Source organism: Streptomyces fradiae (assembly GCF_041270065.1).
In the GTDB taxonomy this organism is placed as follows: domain Bacteria; phylum Actinomycetota; class Actinomycetes; order Streptomycetales; family Streptomycetaceae; genus Streptomyces.
Genome location: NZ_CP065958.1, coordinates 7,339,152 through 7,357,168, shown reverse-complemented (window position 1 = coordinate 7,357,168; position 18,017 = coordinate 7,339,152). Strand labels below are relative to the sequence as shown.

Here is an 18,017-nt window from a genome sequence, read left to right as displayed (position 1 = left end):
CGCAGGGCAGGGCTCGCGGTGTCTGGTGCGTGCGATCGCAAGGCGGAGGAGGGAGACATGGCTTGCCATGGCGACCGACGACAACGCGGCGAGCGTGCGTGCCAGACACCGCGAGCCAGGCGGGACTTTCCGGACAGGCCCTAGGGCGTGGGGTGTGCCGGTGACCCGGGGTCAGGGCGTGGGGGTGCCCGCCTTCGCCGGCGCTCCGGCCCGTACGACCCGGTCGAAGGTGTCGTCGAGGGCCTCGTCCCCGTGGTGGACGACCAGGAGGGCGCGGCCCGCGGTGCGGTCGTGGAGGAGCTGGAGGGCGCGGGCGCGGCTGTGGTCGTCGAGGTTGGCGAAGGGTTCGTCGGCGAGGTAGGCGTCGGCGTCCTCGGAGAGCAGGGCGCCGATGCCGGCGCGCTGGCGCTGGCCCGAGGAGAGGTCGGCGGGGAGCCGGTCGGCGAGGTCGTCGAGGTCGAGGGCGGTGCGCAGGGCGGGGTCGGTGACGAGGGCGCGTACGGGCAGCGGGGGCAGGTCGACGGGGGCGGTGAGGGCGGCGACCCGGGCCGGCCGGGTGACGTGGCCGGTGTCGGCGGCGAGGGTGCCGGCGACGACCTGGAGCAGGGTGGTCTTGCCGCAGCCGTTGGCGCCGCGGAGCAGCACGTGCTCGCCGGGCCGCTGGACGAGTTCGGGCAGGGCCAGTTCGGCCGGGCGCTCGTCCCCTTCCCCGTACCGGATGCGGGCGTCGTGCACCCGGATCAGCGGGCTCTCCTCGGGCAGCGGGCCGGCGGGGGCCGCGCGGAGGGCTTCGATGCGCAGCAGGACGGCGGTGCTGCGGCGGGTCTGCGGGATCATGTTGACGAGGTCGAAGATGCCGGTGACGGCCCGCCAGAGGGAGTTGACGAAGGCGAGGAAGCTGCCGAAGGTCATCCGGCCGGAGAGGACGAAGAACGCGCCTATGACCATGGACGCGGTGTCCGAGAGGTTCATCACCAGGTCGCTGAGCGTACGTTGACGCTGCGTCAGGCGGTGGTTGGTGTAGGTGATGCCGAGGAAGCCGCCGAGCGCCTCGCGGTTGGCGGCGCGGGTGCCGGGCAGCAGGGCGGGCAGTCCGCGCAGGGCGTGGAAGGCGGCGAGGGTGCGGGTGAGGACGTGGACGTAGGTCGCCTCGGCCTCGCGTTCGGCGTCGGTGTTCTCGGCGATGCGCTTGGCGAGCCGGTTGCTGGCGAGTACCAGCGGGGGCACGATCACCAGGAGGATGAGGCTGGCCTGCCAGGAGAGGTAGAGCAGGACGCCGAGGAAGACGGTGGAGGCGACGGCCTGGCGGGCGATGCGGAGGGCGACGTCGACGGCCGGCAGGACGCCCTCGCGCACATCGTTGTGGATCCGGCTGACAAACGAGGCGCTGCCGGGGCCGGCGAGCCTGCGGCCCTCCAACTTCAGGGTGCGGGCGAGGAGTTCGGTCTCCAGGGCGAGCACGAAGGCGTTCTCGAAGCGCTTGCGCCACAGCGTGGTGCCGTAGCCGGCGAGGTTCAGGGTGAGGCCGAGGAGCAGATAGCAGCCGCCGAGGAGCAGGAAGCGCTGGAAGTCGGCCGTCAGGATGGCCTGGTCGAAGAGGGCCTTGAGGAGCAGCGGGTGCAGCAGGGCCTCGGTGCCGCCGGTGAGCGCCTCGGCGGCGAGGATGGCGGTGAAGGGGCCGCGGTGTCCGCGCAGGGTGTGCCAGAGCTGGTTCACCGGGCCACCTCGTCGAGGAGGAAGTCGGCGGGGCCGCCGTGCCGGAGCCGGTGCAGGACGCGCAGGACGCCGGCCGAGCCGGTGAGGTAGTCGGTGGCGCAGCGGAGCAGTCCTTCGCCGGGGACGCCGAGCGGGGCGGGTCCGGCGGGGTCGCGGGGGACGCCGAAGCGCTCCTCGGGTTCGAAGAGGAACACCTGGCGTACGTGGTCGAGTTGGCGCAGCGCGGTCGCGCGGTGGCGGGCGTCGCCGGTGAACTCGGCGGCGTCCAGGAGGGCGTCGGCGATGCCGCTCATGCCGAAGGAGTAGCCGGGCAGGACGGAGTGGGCGACGTCGAGGCCGCGCAGCACGGTCCGGGCGGCGTCCAGGTCTCCGTAGCGGAGGAGGACGCGCAGCACGCCGGCGGAGCCCACCTCCAGATACGGCTCCATGGTGCCCTCGTGCTCGAACATCAGCGGGCCGCCGTGTTCGTCGAGGGGCCGGGCGCGTGCCATCTCCCAGTCGAGGGCGGCCCGGCCGAGCCGCAGGTGCCGCTCCTCGCCGGTGATCTGGTGCATGCGCAGCAGGAAGAGGGCGGGTCCGGCCTGGCCGAAGCCGAGTCCGGTGAGCGGCTTTTCGGGCGAGGAGGCGTTCAGCCAGTAGGCGTGCGCGCCGTCGTGGTGGGCGGTGGCGTGCAGGGCCTCGGCGCAGGCGCGGGCGGCGTCGAGGGCGGCGGGGACGGGCTCGGAGCCGTACAGGTGGAAGCGGAGGTTGGTCATGCCGAGCCCGGCGAGGCCGTAGTAGAAGGTGTGGTCGGCGGCCTCGTGGCCGGCGGCGCGGGTGCGCCGATTGGCCTGGTCGAGGAGGTCGCGGGCCTCGGTGTGCAGGCCGAGGGTGTCGGCGGACCAGGCGAGTCCGGCGAGGCCGCTCATCAGTCCGTCGGGGTAGGCCCGGGGATCGATGTCGGCCACTCGCTCGCGCAGCCACTCCCGCCACTCGGGGCGTATCGCGTGTCCGGAGGCGTGCAGCGCCCAGAGGACGCCGCTCGCGCCGAAGCCGAGGCTGAGCGGGTTGGTGACATGGGCGAAGGGGTCGGTGGGGAAGAGGGTGGCGCGGCCGGGGTCGGCGGCGGCGGTGATGAAGGCGGCGACGCCGTCCGTGGCGCCGGCGAGCGGCGCCGGGTCGACGGTGCGGGGCGCGGGTTCGCGGACCTGCCCGATCAGGGTCTCGGGGTCGGCGAGGGCGTCGAGGACCTCGGGGATGCCGATCCGGGCGGCGGCCAGATCGGTGATGAGGGTGTGCAGGGCCGGGGGCCAGCCGAGGTCGTCGAGGTACAGCCGGTAGCTGTCGAGGACGTTCGCGCGGAGGTACGACATGGCGGCGATCGGGAAGACGAAGTAGGCCATGGTGGTGGCGAGGGCGAAGAGATCGCCCTCGAAGCCGAAGGTCCGGTAGATGTGCCGGGACAGGCTGAAGCCGGGCGTGAAGAGCTCGACGGGCTGGGCGAGTCCGTGTTTCGCGGCGTCCGTGCCCTGGTCCGGGGCGTCCGCGTCGGCGTCGGGTGCGTCGTCGGCGAGCCGGCAGGCCTCCAGGTCGACGACCGTCACCTCGTGGGTGTCGGGGTCGATGAGGAGGTTGGCGGCGGTGAGGTCGCCGAGCACGACATGGCGCTCGTGGGCGGCCCGCACGGCGCGGGCGAGGCTGTGGAAGACGGTGAGGAAGATCCGCAGGAACTCCTTGGACTGCTCGACGTCGAAGCCGGGGCGGGCCAGCGGATTGCGTTCCAGGAGCACCGAGCGGATGTCGGAGCCCTCGACGAACGACTCGGCGATGAAGTGGTGTTCCCAGTGGGTGAACTTCGCCAGCGGCGCGGGGAAGAAGCCGGTGCCGTCGAGGCGGTTGAGGAAGGTCCACTCCCGGGCGAGGATGTCGAGGGCGTCGTGGTCCCGGCGCGGGTTGGGGTTGGTGTACGGGCGGGCCTCCTTGAGGACCACCTTGCGGTCGCCGTCGGCGGTGTCCTCGGCGGTGTAGACGCCGCCGCTGTTGGAGAACTGGATGGCGCCGGTCACCCGGAAGCGCCCGCCGAGCAGCCCGTCCCCGGACTCGTCGTCCTCGTAGTCCTCGGGCTTCCAGTCGTCGAACGGCCAGGGCACCCACGCGGGGTGGGCCGCGCCGGGCCGCCGGTCGTCGGGTACGGGTGCGCCGTCGGGTCCGGTGATGTGCGGGACGTGGCGGCCGAGCACGTCGACGGTGTGGGTGTCGAGGAACTGGCCGTAGCGGAAGTAGAGCGCCTTGCTGTCCCGGTAGCGCAGGTCGGACAGGACGTACGGGCCTTCGGCGCCTTCCAGGAGGCGGGCGAGGTCGGCGAGGCAGCTGCGGAAGCGCTCCTCGTCGCGCGGGTAGACGGTGACGAGTTTGCCGCCGCTGCCCCGTGACATGCCCTTGGAGTTGAGCATCTCGAAGATGTTGAGGTCGAGCGCGATCTTGAAGTCGTGGCCGTGGGCGGTGAGATAGCCGATCACGGTCGCGGCGACCTCCCGCACGTTGCGGTGGTTGGCCGAGACGTGGATCTTCCAGCCCTGGGCGGGCAGTTCGGGGTCGTGGCGGTGGCTCCACCAGATGCCGCTGCGGACGAAGCGGTCCCGGGTCCGCCGGTCGAGGCCGGCGAGGAAGTGGTCCTCGCGCGGGATGTAGTCGACGTCGAGCGGATCGAAGAACAGCGTGTCGTTCCAGGCGAAGAGGAACCGGTTGACCCATCGTTCGTTGCGCATCTCAGCCTCAGCTCAGCCTCTGCGTTCGTCCGGAGGCCGCCGCCCGCCGACGGCCGGGAGTACCGGGAATACCGGGAATACCGGTCGGTACCGGGTACCGCGAAGGAACGGCGCGGGATCCGCGCGGAGGTGCCCCGTGCACCCCCGCGCGGATCACCGGCCGCTTCGTCAGACGGCCTCGGGCTTCGTGGAGCAGCAGCTGCTGCTGGAGCTGGTCAGGCTGACGACGGCGGCGCTGGTGTTGGCGGTCGTGGGCTCGAGGTTCTGGAGCTTGAGAACGCTGCTCATGCGGATCGTCTCCTCTGTCGCGGGTGCACCTGGGGGCGCACGCAGTGGATGGTGTCCGTACCGGCCGGCCGTTCGGCATGCGCCAGTCAACGCCATCCGCCGCCCCCGCACATGGGAGCTCCGCCCCCATAATCCGGCGGCCCCCACCCGCCGCGAATGGTGGGGGCGGGGGCGCGCACGCGGTGCGGGGGCGGGCGTGGGGCAGGGGGGGGGACGCGCCGGTCAGGAGCCGCAGGTGTCCAGCATGGTGCCGAGTTCGGTCTTCTCCGCGCGGGTGACCGTCAGGCCGTAGGTCGCCTTCACCGAGGTCCACGCGCGGGCGTAGACGCACCAGTACGCGCGGGACGGCGGCTGCCACTCCTCGGGACCCTGGTCACCCTTGGAGCGGTTGGTCACGGCGGAGACGGCGAGGAGCTGGGGGTGGGTGAGGTCGTTGGCGAAGGCCTTCCGCTTCTCCTGGGTCCAGGTGTTCGCGCCGGAGCGCCAGGCGTTGGCGAGCGGCACCATGTGGTCGATGTCGAGGCCGGAGGCCTTGGTGACGGTCTTTCCGTCGTAGACGCTGAGCCAGTTGCCGGAGACGGCGCGGCACTGGGAGTCGCGGCGGACGCCGGTGCCGTCGCGTTCGAGCACGGTCTCGCGGGTGTTGCAGTTCTCGCCCTGCTCGGCCCAGTGCGGGAACTTGTCGCGGCTGTAGCCGGTCATCGAGCCCTGCGGCGCGACCTTGAGCGCGGCGAGCCGGGTGCGGGCCTCGGCGGCGCCGGGCAGCCCGGGCAGGGTGCCGGCGCCGGCGGGCGGGCCGCCGGGCGCGCCGCGGGTGGGCTCGGCGGTCCGCTTGGCGGTCGGCTTGGCGGTCGGTCCCTTTCCGTTCGGGCCGGAGTCGGCCTGGCCGGCGCAGCCCGTGACGGTGACGAGCAGCAGCGCCGCGGCGGCCGTCAATCCCGATATGTGCTTCTGCTTCTGACGCCCCATGAGCCGAATCGTTCCCTCCGCTTGCCGCTCGTACGCGCGGAAGCGTACCGGTTCGTCCCGCTCCCGACCCCCTCGGGCCTTTTTGCTGCCTGGGTAAAGTAATTACCAAGACGCCCGCCTCCCGGGACGTCCTCTTCCGCATGCCCGCTTCACGCCTCCCCCGCCAGGAGTTCCCCGTGCCCTCCACCCGTATGAGCCGCACCCCGCTGCCCGGAATCGGCGTCCGCTACGACCTGACGACCCGTGAGGACCGTCGGCTCTCGGTGGTCGCCGGCCGCGACGGCTCCCGGGTGCTGAGCGCGTACCAGCGCGACGACCCCGATGAATGCTCCTTGTCCGTCCGGCTGACCGCCGGTGAGTCGGAGGCCCTCATCGACGCGCTGATGCCCGCGCACCACAGCCCCAGCCTGCTCTCCACCACCGACCTCGGCCTGGTCGCCGAGCGGATCGAACTGTCCGCCGCGTCCCACTGGAACGGCCGGCACCTCGGCGAGACCCGGATGCGGACCGAGACCGGCGTCTCCATCGTGGCCGTGCTGCGCCGCGCCGACGCCATCCCCTCCCCCGGCCCCGACTTCCGCCTCGCCGGGGGCGACACCCTCATCGTGATCGGCACCCGCGAAGGGGCCGACGCCGCCGCCCTGATACTCGAAAGGGAGTGATCCATGCACTCGTCCGCCGTCTTCCTCATCGAGTTCGGAGCGATCATCCTCGGCCTCGGCCTCCTCGGCCGGCTCGCCGGACGGCTGAAGTTCTCCCCGATACCCCTCTATCTGCTCGCCGGTCTCGCCTTCGGCGAGGGCGGGCTCCTTCCGCTCGGCGCCAGCGAGGAGTTCGTCGCCATCGGCGCCGAGATCGGCGTCATCCTGCTGCTGTTGATGCTGGGCCTCGAATACACCGCGACGGACCTGGTCACCAACCTCAAGACCCAGTACCCCGCGGGGCTCGTCGACGCGGCCCTGAACGCCCTGCCCGGCGCCGCCATGGCGCTGCTGCTCGGCTGGGGCCCGGTCGCGGCCGTCGTGCTCGCCGGCGTCACCTGGATCTCGTCCTCCGGCGTCATCGCCAAGGTGCTCGGCGACCTGGGCCGGCTCGGCAACCGGGAGACCCCGGTGGTCCTGAGCATCCTGGTCCTGGAAGACCTGGCCATGGCCGTCTACCTGCCGATCGTCACCGCCCTGCTGGCCGGCGTCGGCCTGGCGGCGGGCAGTCTGACCCTGGCCGTCGCGCTCGGCGTGGCGGGTCTCGTGCTCTTCCTCGCCCTCCGCTACGGGCGGCTCATCTCCCGCTTCGTCTCCAGCGACGACCCGGAGAAGCTGCTGCTCGTCGTCCTCGGTCTGACCCTGCTGGTGGCCGGTGTGGCGCAGCAGCTCCAGGTCTCCGCCGCCGTCGGCGCGTTCCTGGTCGGCATCGCCCTGTCCGGCGAGGTCGCCGAGGGCGCGCACAACCTGCTCAGCCCGCTGCGCGACCTCTTCGCCGCCGTGTTCTTCGTCTTCTTCGGGCTTCACACGGACCCCGCGAGCATTCCACCGGTGCTGCTCCCGGCGCTCGCACTCGCCGTCGTCACGGCCGGTACGAAGATCGCCACGGGTTACTGGGCGGCGCGCCGCGCCGGGATCTCCGCGCGCGGGCGCTGGCGGGCCGGCGGCACCCTGGTGGCGCGCGGCGAGTTCTCCATCGTCATCGCGGGACTCGCGGTCACCGCGGGCATCGAGCCCTCGCTCGGGCCGCTCGCCACCGCCTATGTGCTCATCCTGGTGATCCTCGGCCCGCTGACGGCCCGCTACACCGAGCCGGTCGCCACCCGCCTCGCCGGCCTGCGCCGCCGCCCGGCCGGACCGGCGGCGCCCTCCGAGACGGCCGGCGGCCCTCAGGAGGAGCGGCTCGACCCGGTCGGGGAGGGTGCCGGCGGGCGCTGAGCCCGCCGGGCGGCGCACGAGAAGCGCAGCTCACGGCCCTTGGCCGTACCGCACCGCACCGCACCACCCCTGAGCGATGACCCCGCCCGGCCGGCGGCGATGTCCGGATCTGCAACTCACATGACATTGCCGCCATCCGGGTGGGGTTCGTAGCGTGGAGGCACAGTCACCGGGCCGCGTGCGCGGCCGTGTTCCGACTGCATCACACCCTCGACCCTGAGAAGGGGCACGCGATGTCCACCACCACGCCGTCGGCCAGCCTGCGCGAGCTCAGCGGCTTCGACCAGACCCCGGCCTCGCTCGCCGGATCGACCCTGGTCCTGATCGACTACCAGAACACCTACACCCGCGGCGCGATGGAGCTGGCGGGCTGGGAGGGCGCGCTCGACGCCGCCGCCGGGCTGCTCGCCGCGGCCCGCGCCGCCGGGGCGAAGGTCGTCCACGTCATCAACGACGGGGGCGAGGGCACCCCGTACGACATCCGTGCCGAGATCGGGCAGATCCATCCGCGGGTGGCGCCGGTCGACGGCGAGCCGGTCGTGGTGAAGACCGTCCCCGACGCCTTCGTCGGCACCGACCTGGCCGAGCGCATCGACGAGGCCGGTCACAAGGACCTCGTCGTCGCCGGCTTCATGACCCACATGTGCGTGGCCTTCACGACCGCCGGCGCCTTCCTGCGCGGCAACCGTCCGACGGTCGTGGCCGACGCCTGCGCCACCCGCGCCCTGGCCACCACGGGCGGCGCGGTCTCCGCCGAGCAGCTGCACCTGGGCGCGCTTGCCACCATCGACGACCTGTACGGCGTCGTCGTGCCGGACGCCGCCGCGCTGAGCTGAGCCCCGGGCCGGCCGCACCGGCCGACGGAACGCGTTCGGGACGGCGCGGGGGGCCGCCCCGGGCGGCTTCAGCGGTTCAGAGAGGAGGCACGCGGCTCAGAGGCGGCGCAGGACGGACACCACCTTGCCGAGGACGACCGCCTCGTCGCCGGGTATCGGCTCGTAGTTCGCGTTGGCGGGCTTCAGCCAGACGTGCGGGCCGTCGTGGGAGAGGCGCTTCACAGTGGCCTCGCCGTCCAGCATGGCGGCCACGATGTCGCCGTCGTCGGCGGTGTCCTGCGCGCGCACGACGACCACGTCGCCGTCCTCGATGTGGGCGTCGCGCATGGAGTCGCCGACGACGGTCACGGCGAACAGCCGGCCCGCGCCGACCACCTGGGCGGGCAGCACCAGGGTGTCCTCGACCATCTCCTCGGCGGTGATGGGGACACCGGCGGCGATCCGGCCGACCAGCGGCACGGTCACGGCCTGCCGCTCGCCCTCCTGCTCGAGCCGCCGCTCGCGGGCACCCTCGGCCGACTCGTCCCCGGGCCGCTCGGCGATCACATAGGCGCGCGGCCGCTGCGGGTCCTGGCGCAGGAAGCCCTTCTTCTCCAGGGCCCGGATCTGGTGCGAGACGCTGGAGGTGCTGAGCAGTCCGGCACCGGCGGCGATCTCCCGCATGGAGGGCGGGAAGCCGTGCCGCCGGGTGTGGGTGCGGATGATGTCGAGGATCTGCTGCTGGCGCTGGGTCAGCCCGTCGTGGTTGATCCGGGTGCCCGGCGGCCGGCCGGCACGGGGTCTGCCCACGGTCGGCCTCCGTTCTTCCGTTTCGCCGGCGCCTGCCGCGGCGCCTGGTGTCGGCTTGTCGTCTCGTCGCGTTGTCGGTTTGTCGTTACCACGTGTCCTGCGAAGGCACACTAACCCGACCCACTGACAACGCAGCAGGTCGGGTGTACGGGGACCGGGGACAAGGGACAGGGGACCAGGCAAACCGGGGCGGCGCGGGGGGCGCCGCCGGCCGGGTCGGGTCACTCGAAGCGGGAGGGGTCGCCCGCCCCGTACCGCACGATCTCGGCCTCGCCGCCGGAGAAGTCGACGACCGTCGTCGGCTCCGTGCCGCAGTCGCCCGAGTCCACGACGGCGTCGACCAGGTGGTCGAGCCGGTCCTTGATCTCCCAGCCCTGGGTCATCGGCTCGTCCTCGTCGGGCAGCAGCAGGGTGCTCGACAGGAGCGGCTCGCCGAGCTCGGCCAGCAGCGCGCGGGCCACCGGGTGGTCCGGGATGCGGACGCCGACGGTCTTCTTCTTGGGGTGCAGCAGGCGGCGCGGGACCTCGCGGGTGGCCGGGAGGATGAAGGTGTAGTTGCCGGGGGTCGCCGACTTGACCGCGCGGAAGACGTTGTTGTCGACCTGGACGAACTGCCCGAGCTGGGCGAAATTCTCGCAGACCAGGGTGAAGTGGTGCCGGTCGTCGAGCTTGCGGATGCTCTTGATCCGCTCGACGCCCTCGTGGTTGTCGATCTGGCAGCCCAGCGCGAAGCAGGAGTCCGTGGGGTAGGCGATGAGGGCTCCGGCCCGGAGGCTCTCGACCACGGTGCCGATGGTGCGCGGCTGCGGGGACTGCGGGTGCACATCGAAGTACTTGGCCATTTTCCGACCCTACGGGATCGGTGGCGCCGTCGTTCGCGCCCCGCCCCGCGCGGCTCGGTGCACGCGCCGCACGATGCGTTGACAGCGCCGCCCGCAGCTCCCGATACTGACTGATGATTCAGTCAGTAAACATGCCCCACCCCGCCCGGAGGAACCGTGCCCGACCTCGCCCTCGAGCAGGCCCGCCTCCCCGGGCAGCCCGGCCCCGCACCCGGCCCCGCTCCCGGCGCCGCCTCCGTGCTCACCGGCGGCGAGGCGGTCGTCCGGGCGCTCGCCGCGCACGGCGTGACGGACGCCTTCGGCATCCCGGGCACGCACAACCTGGAGATCTACCGGCATCTGCGGCCCTACGGCATCCGGCATGTGACGCCACGCCACGAGCAGGGCGCGGGGTACGCGGCCGACGCGTACGCCCGGGTGTCCGGGCGGCCCGGGGTCGCGATCACCACGACCGGACCCGCGCTCCTGAACATCGCGGCGGCGGTCGGCCAGGCGTACTCCGACAGCGTGCCACTGCTCGTGGTGTCGCCGGGCATGCCGCTGCGCCACCCGCGCCAGTCGACCGGTCTGCTGCACGAGATGCGCAGCCAGACGGAGGCGCTGCGCGGGGTGGCGGCGGTCAGTCACCGGGTGGCGTCGGTCGAAGAGATCGGCGTGGCGGTGGCCCGGGCGTTCACCCTGTTCCGTACGGGCCGGCCGCGGCCGGTCCACATCGAGGTGCCGCTCGACCTCCTGGAGGCCGTCGAACCGGCGGGACCGCCGCGGCTCGCACCGCCCGCCGCTCCCCCGGCGCCGGACCCGGAGGCGGTGCGCGCGGCGGCGCGGGTCCTGGGCTCGGCCCGGCGGCCGGCCCTTGTGCTCGGCGGCGGCGCGCGCACGGCGGCGGCCGAGTGCCGGGCGCTCGCCGGGCTGCTCGGCGCGCCGGTCGTCACCACCGCCAACGGCAAGGGCGTCGTCGACGAGCGGCACCCGCTGTCGCTCGGCGTGTCCCTGCACAGTCCGGCCGTCCGGAGCTGGCTCGCGGACCGCGACGCGGTGCTCGCCGTCGGCACCGAGCTCGCCGAGTCCGACGTGTGGGGGCCGCTGCCGGCCCTCGCCGGCCGGCTGATCCGGGTCGATGTGGACCCGGCGCAGATGTACGCGGGGCTCCCTGCGGACGTCCCGCTGGTCGGTGACGCGCCCACCGTGCTCGGCGCGCTGCTCGACGCGCTGACCGGGGCCCCGACCGGGGCCCTGACCGGCACGCCTCCGGGGTCCGCCGGCCCGCGCGACGACGGAGCGGACCTGGCGGCGGACGTGACGGCCCTGCGGAGCTCGCGCGACGACGAGACCCGGGAGCGCGACGCCCGCTGGGTGCCGTATCTGCGGGCGATCCGGCGGGTGCTCGCCGAGGACGCGGTGATCACCTCCGACAGCGCCCAGTGCTGCTACTACGGGGCGCTGCCCCATCTGCCCGTCGGCCCGGAGGGCCGTTATCTGCACCCGACCGGCTTCGGCACCCTCGGCTACGCGCTGCCCGCCGCCGTCGGCGCGAAGACGGCGTGCCCGGAGCGGCAGGTGGTGGCCCTGAGCGGGGACGGCGGTCTGCAGTTCTCGGTGCAGGAGCTCGCCACCGCCGCGCAGACCGGCCTGCCGCTGCCGGTCGTGGTCTTCGACAACGGCGGGTACGGCGAGATCCGCGAGGAGATGGCGGCGCGCGGGGACCGGCCCGTGGCCGTCGACCTGCCGGCCGTGGACCTGCCCGCGCTCGCCCGCGCGTACGGCGGGCGGGGCAGCGTCGTCCGTACCCCCGGAGAACTGTCCGCCGCGCTCGCCGAGGCGCTGCTCACCCCCGGTCCCACCGTCGTCACCGTTCCCGAGGAGGATCCCCGATGACTTCCCCTTCTCCCACCACTCCGCACGCGCCGTTGGTCTCGGTCACCTGGACCGACCATGTGACGGGCCGTCAGGGTCATCTGGTGATCGACCGGTTGGTGCGCGGCGTGGCCAGCGGCGGGCTGCGGATGCGCGCGGGCTGCACGCTCGACGAGGTCGCCGGACTCGCCCGCGGCATGACGATGAAGGAGGCGCTGCACTACGACCCGAGCGCGCGGTACGTGCCGCTGGGCGGCGCCAAGGGCGGCATCGACTGCGACCCGCGCGACCCCGAGGCGTACGGCGTCCTGGTCCGCTATCTGCGGGCCGTGCGCCCGTACGTCGAGCGGTTCTGGACCACCGGCGAGGACCTGGGGCTCACCCAGGACCTGGTCGACCGGGCGGCCGCGGAGGCCGGTCTGGTGTCGTCGGTGCAGGCCGTGTACCCGCTGCTCGACGACGAGGCGGAGGCGCGGCGGCGGCTCGCCGACGCGTTCGCGGTGGAGGTCGACGGGATCGGTCTTGACGAGCTGGCGGGCGGCTGCGGGGTCGCCGAGTCCGTGCTCGCCGCGCTGGACCGGGCGGGCGTGCCGCACGCGGGGACGCGGGTGGCGGTGCAGGGCTTCGGCACGATGGGCGGGGCGACCGCGCGCTTCCTGGCCCGGGCCGGGCTCCGGGTGGTGGCCGTGGCCGATGTGAAGGGCACGATGGCCCACCCGGAGGGCCTGGACGTCGAGGCGCTGCTCGCCGCCCGGGACGCGTTCGGCACGGTGGACCGGGCCGCGCTCCGGCCCGGTGACGCCGAACTGGCCGGCGACGCCTGGCTGTCGGCGGACGCCGACGTGCTGGTGCCGGCGGCCGTCTCGTACGCGATCGACGCGGACAACCAGGGCCGGATCACGGCCCGTTGGGTCGTCGAGGCGGCCAACATGCCGGTGCTGCCGGAGGCGGAGGAGCTGCTCGCGGCGCGCGGGATCGCGGTGCTGCCGGACGTGGTGGTCAACTCGGCCACCAACGCGTGGTGGTGGTGGACGCTGTTCGGCGACATCGGCGCGGACCCGGACGAGGCCTTCGCGCACATCCGGCGTTCCATGCGGGCCCTGGTCGAGCAGGTGCTGGCCCGGGCCGAGCCGGACGGGACCACGGCGCGCGCGGCGGCGCACCGGCTCGTCGCCGACCGGCTGCCGGAGATCGCGGAGCGCTTCGGCTGGTACGCGTGAGCCGCTCTGCCGGCCACCAGGAGGCTTCCGGCGGCTGTGTAGGGTGAGGCCGTGGCCAGAGTCCGGTTGAGCGTGGAGGAGAGACGCGCGGAGATCCTGCGCGTCGCCGTCGAGCAGATCGAGGCCCGTGGCGTGGGCAACGTGCGGATCGCGGACGTCGCCAAGGAGCTCGGTGTCAGCAGCTCCCTGGTGCTCTATCACTTCTCCACGAAGGAACTCCTGGTCGCCGAGTCCTTCGCCCACGCCGCCCGCGGCGACCTCGCCCGGCTCCGCGAACTCCTCGGCAAGCCCCGCAGCAGCGCCACCCGGCGGCTGCGCGCGGCGGTCCGCTGGTACGCGCCGACGGGGCAGGCCAAGGGCTGGCGGCTGTGGATCGAGGGCTGGGCGGCGGCGCTGCGGGAGCCCGTGCTGCGCGAGGTCACGCACGACCTCGACCGGCAGTGGAAGGCCGCGATCGCCGAGGTCGTCGCGGAGGGCGTCGCCGCCGGCGAGTTCCACTGCGAGCGGCCAGAGGACACGGCCTGGCGGCTCACCGCCCTGCTCGACGGGCTGGCTGTGCAGATGACCTCGTACACCGGCTCGCTCTCCCGCACCACGATGCTGGAGTGGGTGGACGACGCGCTCGTCCGCGAACTGGGCATCGACCACGAGCGGCTGCGCACCGCGCGCTGACCGGCCCGCGCCGGGGCGCCGCCCCGCTATCTCCCGGTCACCCGGATCCGCAGCTCGTACGGCGCGCCGCTGCTGATCGCCCGCGCCTGGTCCAGCAGATCGGCCCCGGTGAACCCGAGCAGCGCCCGCTCCGCCGCCTCCTTCAGGAGCGGCACGATCACCTCGACCGGCCGCCCCCGGTACGACACGGCGAGCCCGGCGAACGCCTCCTGGTACGGCACGGCGTACCCGCTGCGGCTGTCCGCGAGCAGACGGTCGAGCTGCCGCCGGTCCACACTGATCTCACCCATGCCCACTCCCTCGCTCCCGGGGTCCGGCCGCTGCCGGACCCATCGCTCTCGACGGTACGAGGGGGGTCTGACAGTCAGGCCGGATCGCTCAGGCCGGGACGCTCAGGCCTGACCGGCGGCCCCGTCGTCCCGGACCGAGCTGTCCCACCGCCACGCGGTGACCCTCGGGTGGCCCGGGAGCTCCGCGCGGCCGGTGGCCCAGAGGAGGGTGGGCCAGGGCGGCGTGCCGGTCGGGGCGGTGGGGAAGAGGCGGGCGAGGGCGCGGGCGCAGGGTGCGTCGGGCGGGGTCCACGGCAGGCCGAGGCCGGCGGCGAGGTCGTGGGTGTGGACCAGGGTCTCCACCAGGCCCATCGCGGCGAAGCCCTCGGGGTCGGACACGCCGTACGCGTGGTGGGCGCGGGTCTCCGGGGGCGTGGTGCGGACCATGGCGACGAGGAGGGCGCCGCACGCCTCCAGGACCTGGAGCAGTCCGGCGGGGCCGGCGGCGTGGTCGGCGTGGACGGCGTTCGCGGGTCCTCCGGGGCGCCGGGCCTGCCAGACGAACGGCACGTCGCCGTCCAGCGGCGGTGCGGCGGGGCCGAGTTGGACGGCGTACGCGAAGAGGTCGTCGGCCAGGTGCTCGACCGTCTCCCAGCAGTCCCACTCCAGGGTGCCCGCCCTGCCCTCCCAGGCGTCCGGCGGCGCCTGGCGGAGGGCGGCGACGGCGAGCCGTACGGTGTCGTGGAGGTCGTCGGCGGCGGTGTGCGCGGCGGCGCGGGCTGCGGTTCGGGGCATGGCGGGACCGTACCGCGCGGTGTCACCCGTGCGCCCCTCCCTTTCGGCGGCCGAGCGGCGCCTGTCAGTGCCGGATGCCAGGCTGTGAGGTGGTACGGATTCCACCCCGTGAGGGCCTGGGCGCACGCCGGCCACCGCTCGCGAGCGCCGGGCCCCGTGAAAGGCAAGGGCCATGATCACCACTGACTTCGCTCCCGGCACCCCCTGCTGGCTCGACCTCGGCGCGCCCGACGTCGGCGCCGCCGCGGACTTCTACGGCGCCGTCCTCGGCTGGGAGTACGAGCCGATGGAAGGCGGCGAGGGCGACGAGGAGATGGAGGGCGGCATGTTCCGGAAGGACGGCAAGACCGTCGCCGGGCTCGGCAAGCTCACCGAGGAGGGCGCCCGCTCGGCCTGGATGATCTATTACACGGTCGCCGACGCGGACGCGACGACCGAGGCCGTCGAGCGCGCCGGCGGCACGGTCCGGGTGGCGCCCCGGGACCTGGGCGAGTGGGGCCGGATGGCCCAGTACAGCGATCCGCTGGGCGGCCAGTTCGCGGTCTGGCAGCCGGGCAAGGACACCGGCGTCGAGCTGGTCGACAAGGCGGGTTCGCTGAACTGGACCGAGTTGTACACGAGCGACGCCGCGGCGGCGAAGGAGTTCTACGGGAGCGTCTTCGGCTGGCGGTTCAGCGACATGCCGCTGCCGGGCGGCGGCGCCGACGGCACGTACACCCTCATCACGCCCGCCGGTCTGCCGGAGGACCGGATGCAGGGCGGCCTGATGGAGCTGTCGAAGGACGATCTCGCGCTGGCCGGCGGACGCCCGTACTGGCACCCGGTGTTCGCCGTCGACGACTGCGACGCGGCGGTCGCCGCGGCCACCGGCAACGGCGGCACGGTGCAGATGGGCCCGGAGGACGCGGAGGGCGTGGGCCGCATCGCCGTCTGTCTGGACCGTGCGAACGCCGATTTCGTCCTCCTGAAGCCGGCGGCGCAGGCCTGAGCCGGGGCCGCCGCCCCGCCCGGCCCGGCCCGGGTCACCGATGAGCGTCGCCGGGGCAGCAGAGATCACCGCGCCCGGCGCCGCCGCCGCGGGTGAGCTGGTGGAGGCGGAGGGCCAGGTGGGTCTCCAGGGCGCGGGCGGGGTTGTTCCAGTCGGGGCCGAGGAGTTGGGCGACGCGGTCGAGGCGCTGGACGACCGTGTTCACGTGCACGTGGAGGGTGTCCTTGGCACGGGAGAGGCTGGCGCCCTGCTCGTAGTAGGCGTGGAGGGTGCGCAGCAGGTCGGTGCCGCGCTCGGTGTCGTACGCGATGACCGGGCCGAGGACGCGCTCGACGTACGCGCCGACGTCGGCCCGGTCGCCGAGCAGGACACCGAGGAAGCCGAGGTCGGCGATGTCGGCGCCGTCCCCGGTGCGGTCGAGGGCGTGGAGGGCGGTGAGGCAGCGCAGGGCCTCGGCGTGCAGGGCGGCGTGCTGTTCGGGTGCGGTGCCGGGGCCCGCGGCGCCGACGGTGACGGGTGCGCCGAGGACGCGGGCGAGGTCGGTCGCGAGGCCGCGGGCGAGGTCGCCGGGCCGGTCGGCCGGTGCGAGCAGGACGACCTGGCCGTGCCGGGTGCCGGCCAGGCCGCCGAGCCGGCGGGCGGTGCGGGCGGTCTCGGCGGCGAGCCGGGGGCGCAGTGCGGGTGCGCAGTCGAGGACGGCGACGGCGTGGGGCCGGGCGAGGTCGACGCCGAGGCGCCGGGCACGCAGGGTGTGGCTGCCGCCGTCCCAGTGGGCGGAGGAGGCGGGGCCGGCGAGGAGGTCGTCGAGGAGTTCGCCGCGTACCCGGTCCTCGGTCTCGGCGACGGACCGGCGCATGAGCAGCAGCATCGCGGTGACCAGTGCGGCACGTTCGAAGAGGCGGCGGTCGGCCTCCGAGAGGTCGCCGCGTCCGGTGAGGACGATGCCGCCGAGCGGTTCGGCGCCGGCGAGGACGGCGCAGGTCCAGACGCCGTCCGTGTGCACGGCGCGCCCTTCGGTGCGGGAGGCGGCGAGGCTTGCGGCACAGAGGGTGACCGGTGCGGTGCCGGCCCGGGCGAGTTCGCTGCCGTCGGTGTCGTGGACGGCGACTCCGCCGCCGAGCAGGGCCGCGATCTCGGCTGCCATGTCGTCGATGCCCGCGCCGCGCAGCACCAGCCTGGTCAGCCGGTCGTGGGCGTCGGAGGCCCGGTGCAGGGCCTCGCTGTGGGCGCGGGCGGTGGCGTTGGCGGCTTCGAGCCGGGTGAGGGTCTCGCGGGTCTCCTCCAGGAGGCGTGCGCCGTCGATGGCGACGGCGGCGTGGTCGGCGAGCGAGGCGAGCAGGGCGATGGCGTCGGGGGTGAACTCGCGCGGGGACCGGTCGGCGGCGAACAGCACGCCGATGATCTCCTCGCCGAGCCGCAGCGGGACGCCGAGGATGCCGCGCAGCCCTTCCTCGGCCACGCCGTCGTCGATCGTCCCGGTGTGCCGGTAGCGCCGGTCGGACCGGTAGTCGGTGCTGGCGTACGGGCGAGCGGTCTGCGCGACCAGACCGCCGAGGCCCTCCCCCATGCCGAGCCGGAGCTGCTGGAAGGCGGCGGAGACGGATCCGTCGGTGACCCGCATGAAGGTGTCCTGCGCGACCGGGTCGTTGAGGGTGAGATAGGCGATGTCGGCGCCGAGGAGGGTGCGCGCCCGGCGCACGATGGCGCGCAGCACGGCGTCGAGGTCCCGCAGCGCGGCCAGGTCGCCGGCGGTGTCGAACAGCGCGACCAGTTCCGTCTCACGGCGGCGGTACTGGTCGAGCACCCGCCGCACGGCGAGGGCGGCCTCGGTGGTCTCCGCGATCCGGGCCGCCTCGGCCGGCTCGGCTCCGTCGGCGCGCGAGCGGGCCGGCTGGAGCGCGAGCTCCTCGGCGGGCGCGTCGGCGGCGAGGAGGTCCACCAGACGGCGGGCGGCTGATTCGCCGGCCGTCGGCGGCCGGGTCCGCGGCCCGTTCGGCGTCCGGGGGTGTGCGCTGCGGTCCGCGGTCATGGGGCCTCGTCTCGGGCGGGTGGCTGTGGGGGGGTGCACGGCGTCGCCCGGTCCGTCGTGCCCTCACTCACGGCGGACCGGGCG

General features: G+C 74.1%; 16 protein-coding genes. 7 read left to right on the top strand and 9 right to left on the bottom strand.

The window, feature by feature from the left end:
* Window positions 1-171: 171 nt before the first annotated feature.
* The 4 genes from JAO84_RS33425 to JAO84_RS33410 all read right to left on the bottom strand — a co-directional run bounded on the left by JAO84_RS33425 (window position 172) and on the right by JAO84_RS33410 (window position 5,720).
* The gene (locus tag JAO84_RS33425) at window positions 172-1,716 is read right to left on the bottom strand and encodes an ATP-binding cassette domain-containing protein (protein ID WP_370416200.1); all 1,545 of its coding nucleotides are present in this window, start codon (window positions 1,714-1,716) and stop codon (window positions 172-174) included.
* Complete coding sequence (gene lanKC, locus JAO84_RS33420; RefSeq protein WP_370416199.1) at window positions 1,713-4,463, bottom strand: class III lanthionine synthetase LanKC; 2,751 nt, start codon at window positions 4,461-4,463, stop codon at window positions 1,713-1,715. The genes JAO84_RS33425 and lanKC overlap by 4 nt, the downstream gene beginning before the upstream one ends.
* A 168-nt stretch (window positions 4,464-4,631) precedes the next feature.
* The gene (locus JAO84_RS33415; protein WP_370416198.1) at window positions 4,632-4,751 is read right to left on the bottom strand and encodes a class III lanthipeptide; all 120 of its coding nucleotides are present in this window, start codon (window positions 4,749-4,751) and stop codon (window positions 4,632-4,634) included.
* A 222-nt stretch (window positions 4,752-4,973) separates the two neighbouring features.
* The gene (locus JAO84_RS33410) at window positions 4,974-5,720 is read right to left on the bottom strand and encodes an HNH endonuclease family protein (RefSeq protein WP_370416197.1); all 747 of its coding nucleotides are present in this window, start codon (window positions 5,718-5,720) and stop codon (window positions 4,974-4,976) included.
* A 191-nt stretch (window positions 5,721-5,911) separates the two neighbouring features.
* On the opposite strand from JAO84_RS33410, the gene JAO84_RS33405 reads away from it, so the two are divergent.
* The 3 genes from JAO84_RS33405 (at window position 5,912) to JAO84_RS33395 (ending at window position 8,475) form a co-directional block, all read left to right on the top strand.
* Window positions 5,912-6,382, top strand: coding sequence for a cation:proton antiporter regulatory subunit (locus JAO84_RS33405; protein ID WP_370416937.1), 471 nt, complete (start codon window positions 5,912-5,914; stop codon window positions 6,380-6,382).
* Window positions 6,383-6,385: 3 nt separating this feature from the next.
* Window positions 6,386-7,639 carry a cation:proton antiporter gene (locus tag JAO84_RS33400; protein WP_370416196.1) on the top strand — a complete coding sequence of 418 codons (1,254 nt, stop codon included), beginning with the start codon at window positions 6,386-6,388 and terminating at the stop codon, window positions 7,637-7,639.
* 233 nt (window positions 7,640-7,872) lie between these two features.
* The gene (locus JAO84_RS33395; protein ID WP_370416195.1) at window positions 7,873-8,475 is read left to right on the top strand and encodes an isochorismatase family protein; all 603 of its coding nucleotides are present in this window, start codon (window positions 7,873-7,875) and stop codon (window positions 8,473-8,475) included.
* A gap of 96 nt (window positions 8,476-8,571) precedes the next feature.
* Here the strand turns inward: JAO84_RS33395 and lexA are convergent, their stop codons facing one another.
* Both lexA and JAO84_RS33385 read right to left on the bottom strand, forming a co-directional pair.
* Window positions 8,572-9,264, bottom strand: a complete 693-nt coding sequence (gene lexA / locus JAO84_RS33390) for a transcriptional repressor LexA (RefSeq protein WP_370416194.1) — start codon at window positions 9,262-9,264, stop codon at window positions 8,572-8,574.
* Window positions 9,265-9,485: 221 nt separating this feature from the next.
* The gene (locus tag JAO84_RS33385) at window positions 9,486-10,106 is read right to left on the bottom strand and encodes an L-threonylcarbamoyladenylate synthase (RefSeq protein ID WP_370416193.1); all 621 of its coding nucleotides are present in this window, start codon (window positions 10,104-10,106) and stop codon (window positions 9,486-9,488) included.
* 156 nt (window positions 10,107-10,262) lie between these two features.
* On the opposite strand from JAO84_RS33385, the gene JAO84_RS33380 reads away from it, so the two are divergent.
* Genes JAO84_RS33380 through JAO84_RS33370 form a run of 3 tightly spaced genes read left to right on the top strand, consistent with a single transcriptional unit; the run spans window position 10,263 to window position 13,852 of the window.
* Window positions 10,263-11,981, top strand: coding sequence for a thiamine pyrophosphate-dependent enzyme (locus JAO84_RS33380; protein ID WP_370416192.1), 1,719 nt, complete (start codon window positions 10,263-10,265; stop codon window positions 11,979-11,981).
* Window positions 11,978-13,180, top strand: a complete 1,203-nt coding sequence (locus JAO84_RS33375; RefSeq protein ID WP_370416191.1) for a Glu/Leu/Phe/Val dehydrogenase dimerization domain-containing protein — start codon at window positions 11,978-11,980, stop codon at window positions 13,178-13,180. The genes JAO84_RS33380 and JAO84_RS33375 overlap by 4 nt, the downstream gene beginning before the upstream one ends.
* A gap of 51 nt (window positions 13,181-13,231) precedes the next feature.
* On the top strand, window positions 13,232-13,852 hold the full coding sequence (locus JAO84_RS33370) for a TetR/AcrR family transcriptional regulator (protein WP_370416190.1): 621 nt from the start codon (window positions 13,232-13,234) through the stop codon (window positions 13,850-13,852).
* 26 nt (window positions 13,853-13,878) lie between these two features.
* Here the strand turns inward: JAO84_RS33370 and JAO84_RS33365 are convergent, their stop codons facing one another.
* The gene (locus JAO84_RS33365; protein ID WP_265863652.1) at window positions 13,879-14,142 is read right to left on the bottom strand and encodes a hypothetical protein; all 264 of its coding nucleotides are present in this window, start codon (window positions 14,140-14,142) and stop codon (window positions 13,879-13,881) included.
* Between the two features lie 102 nt (window positions 14,143-14,244).
* A complete protein-coding gene (locus JAO84_RS33360; protein ID WP_370416189.1) occupies window positions 14,245-14,916 on the bottom strand; it encodes a hypothetical protein in 672 nt (223 codons plus the stop codon).
* A 172-nt stretch (window positions 14,917-15,088) separates the two neighbouring features.
* Here JAO84_RS33360 and JAO84_RS33355 point away from each other — a divergent pair, with 172 nt between their 5' ends.
* The gene (locus JAO84_RS33355) at window positions 15,089-15,904 is read left to right on the top strand and encodes a VOC family protein (protein WP_370416188.1); all 816 of its coding nucleotides are present in this window, start codon (window positions 15,089-15,091) and stop codon (window positions 15,902-15,904) included.
* Window positions 15,905-15,938: 34 nt separating this feature from the next.
* Here JAO84_RS33355 and JAO84_RS33350 read toward each other — a convergent pair whose 3' ends face one another.
* Complete coding sequence (locus tag JAO84_RS33350; RefSeq protein ID WP_370416187.1) at window positions 15,939-17,933, bottom strand: helix-turn-helix domain-containing protein; 1,995 nt, start codon at window positions 17,931-17,933, stop codon at window positions 15,939-15,941.
* Between the last annotated feature and the right edge of the window lie 84 nt (window positions 17,934-18,017).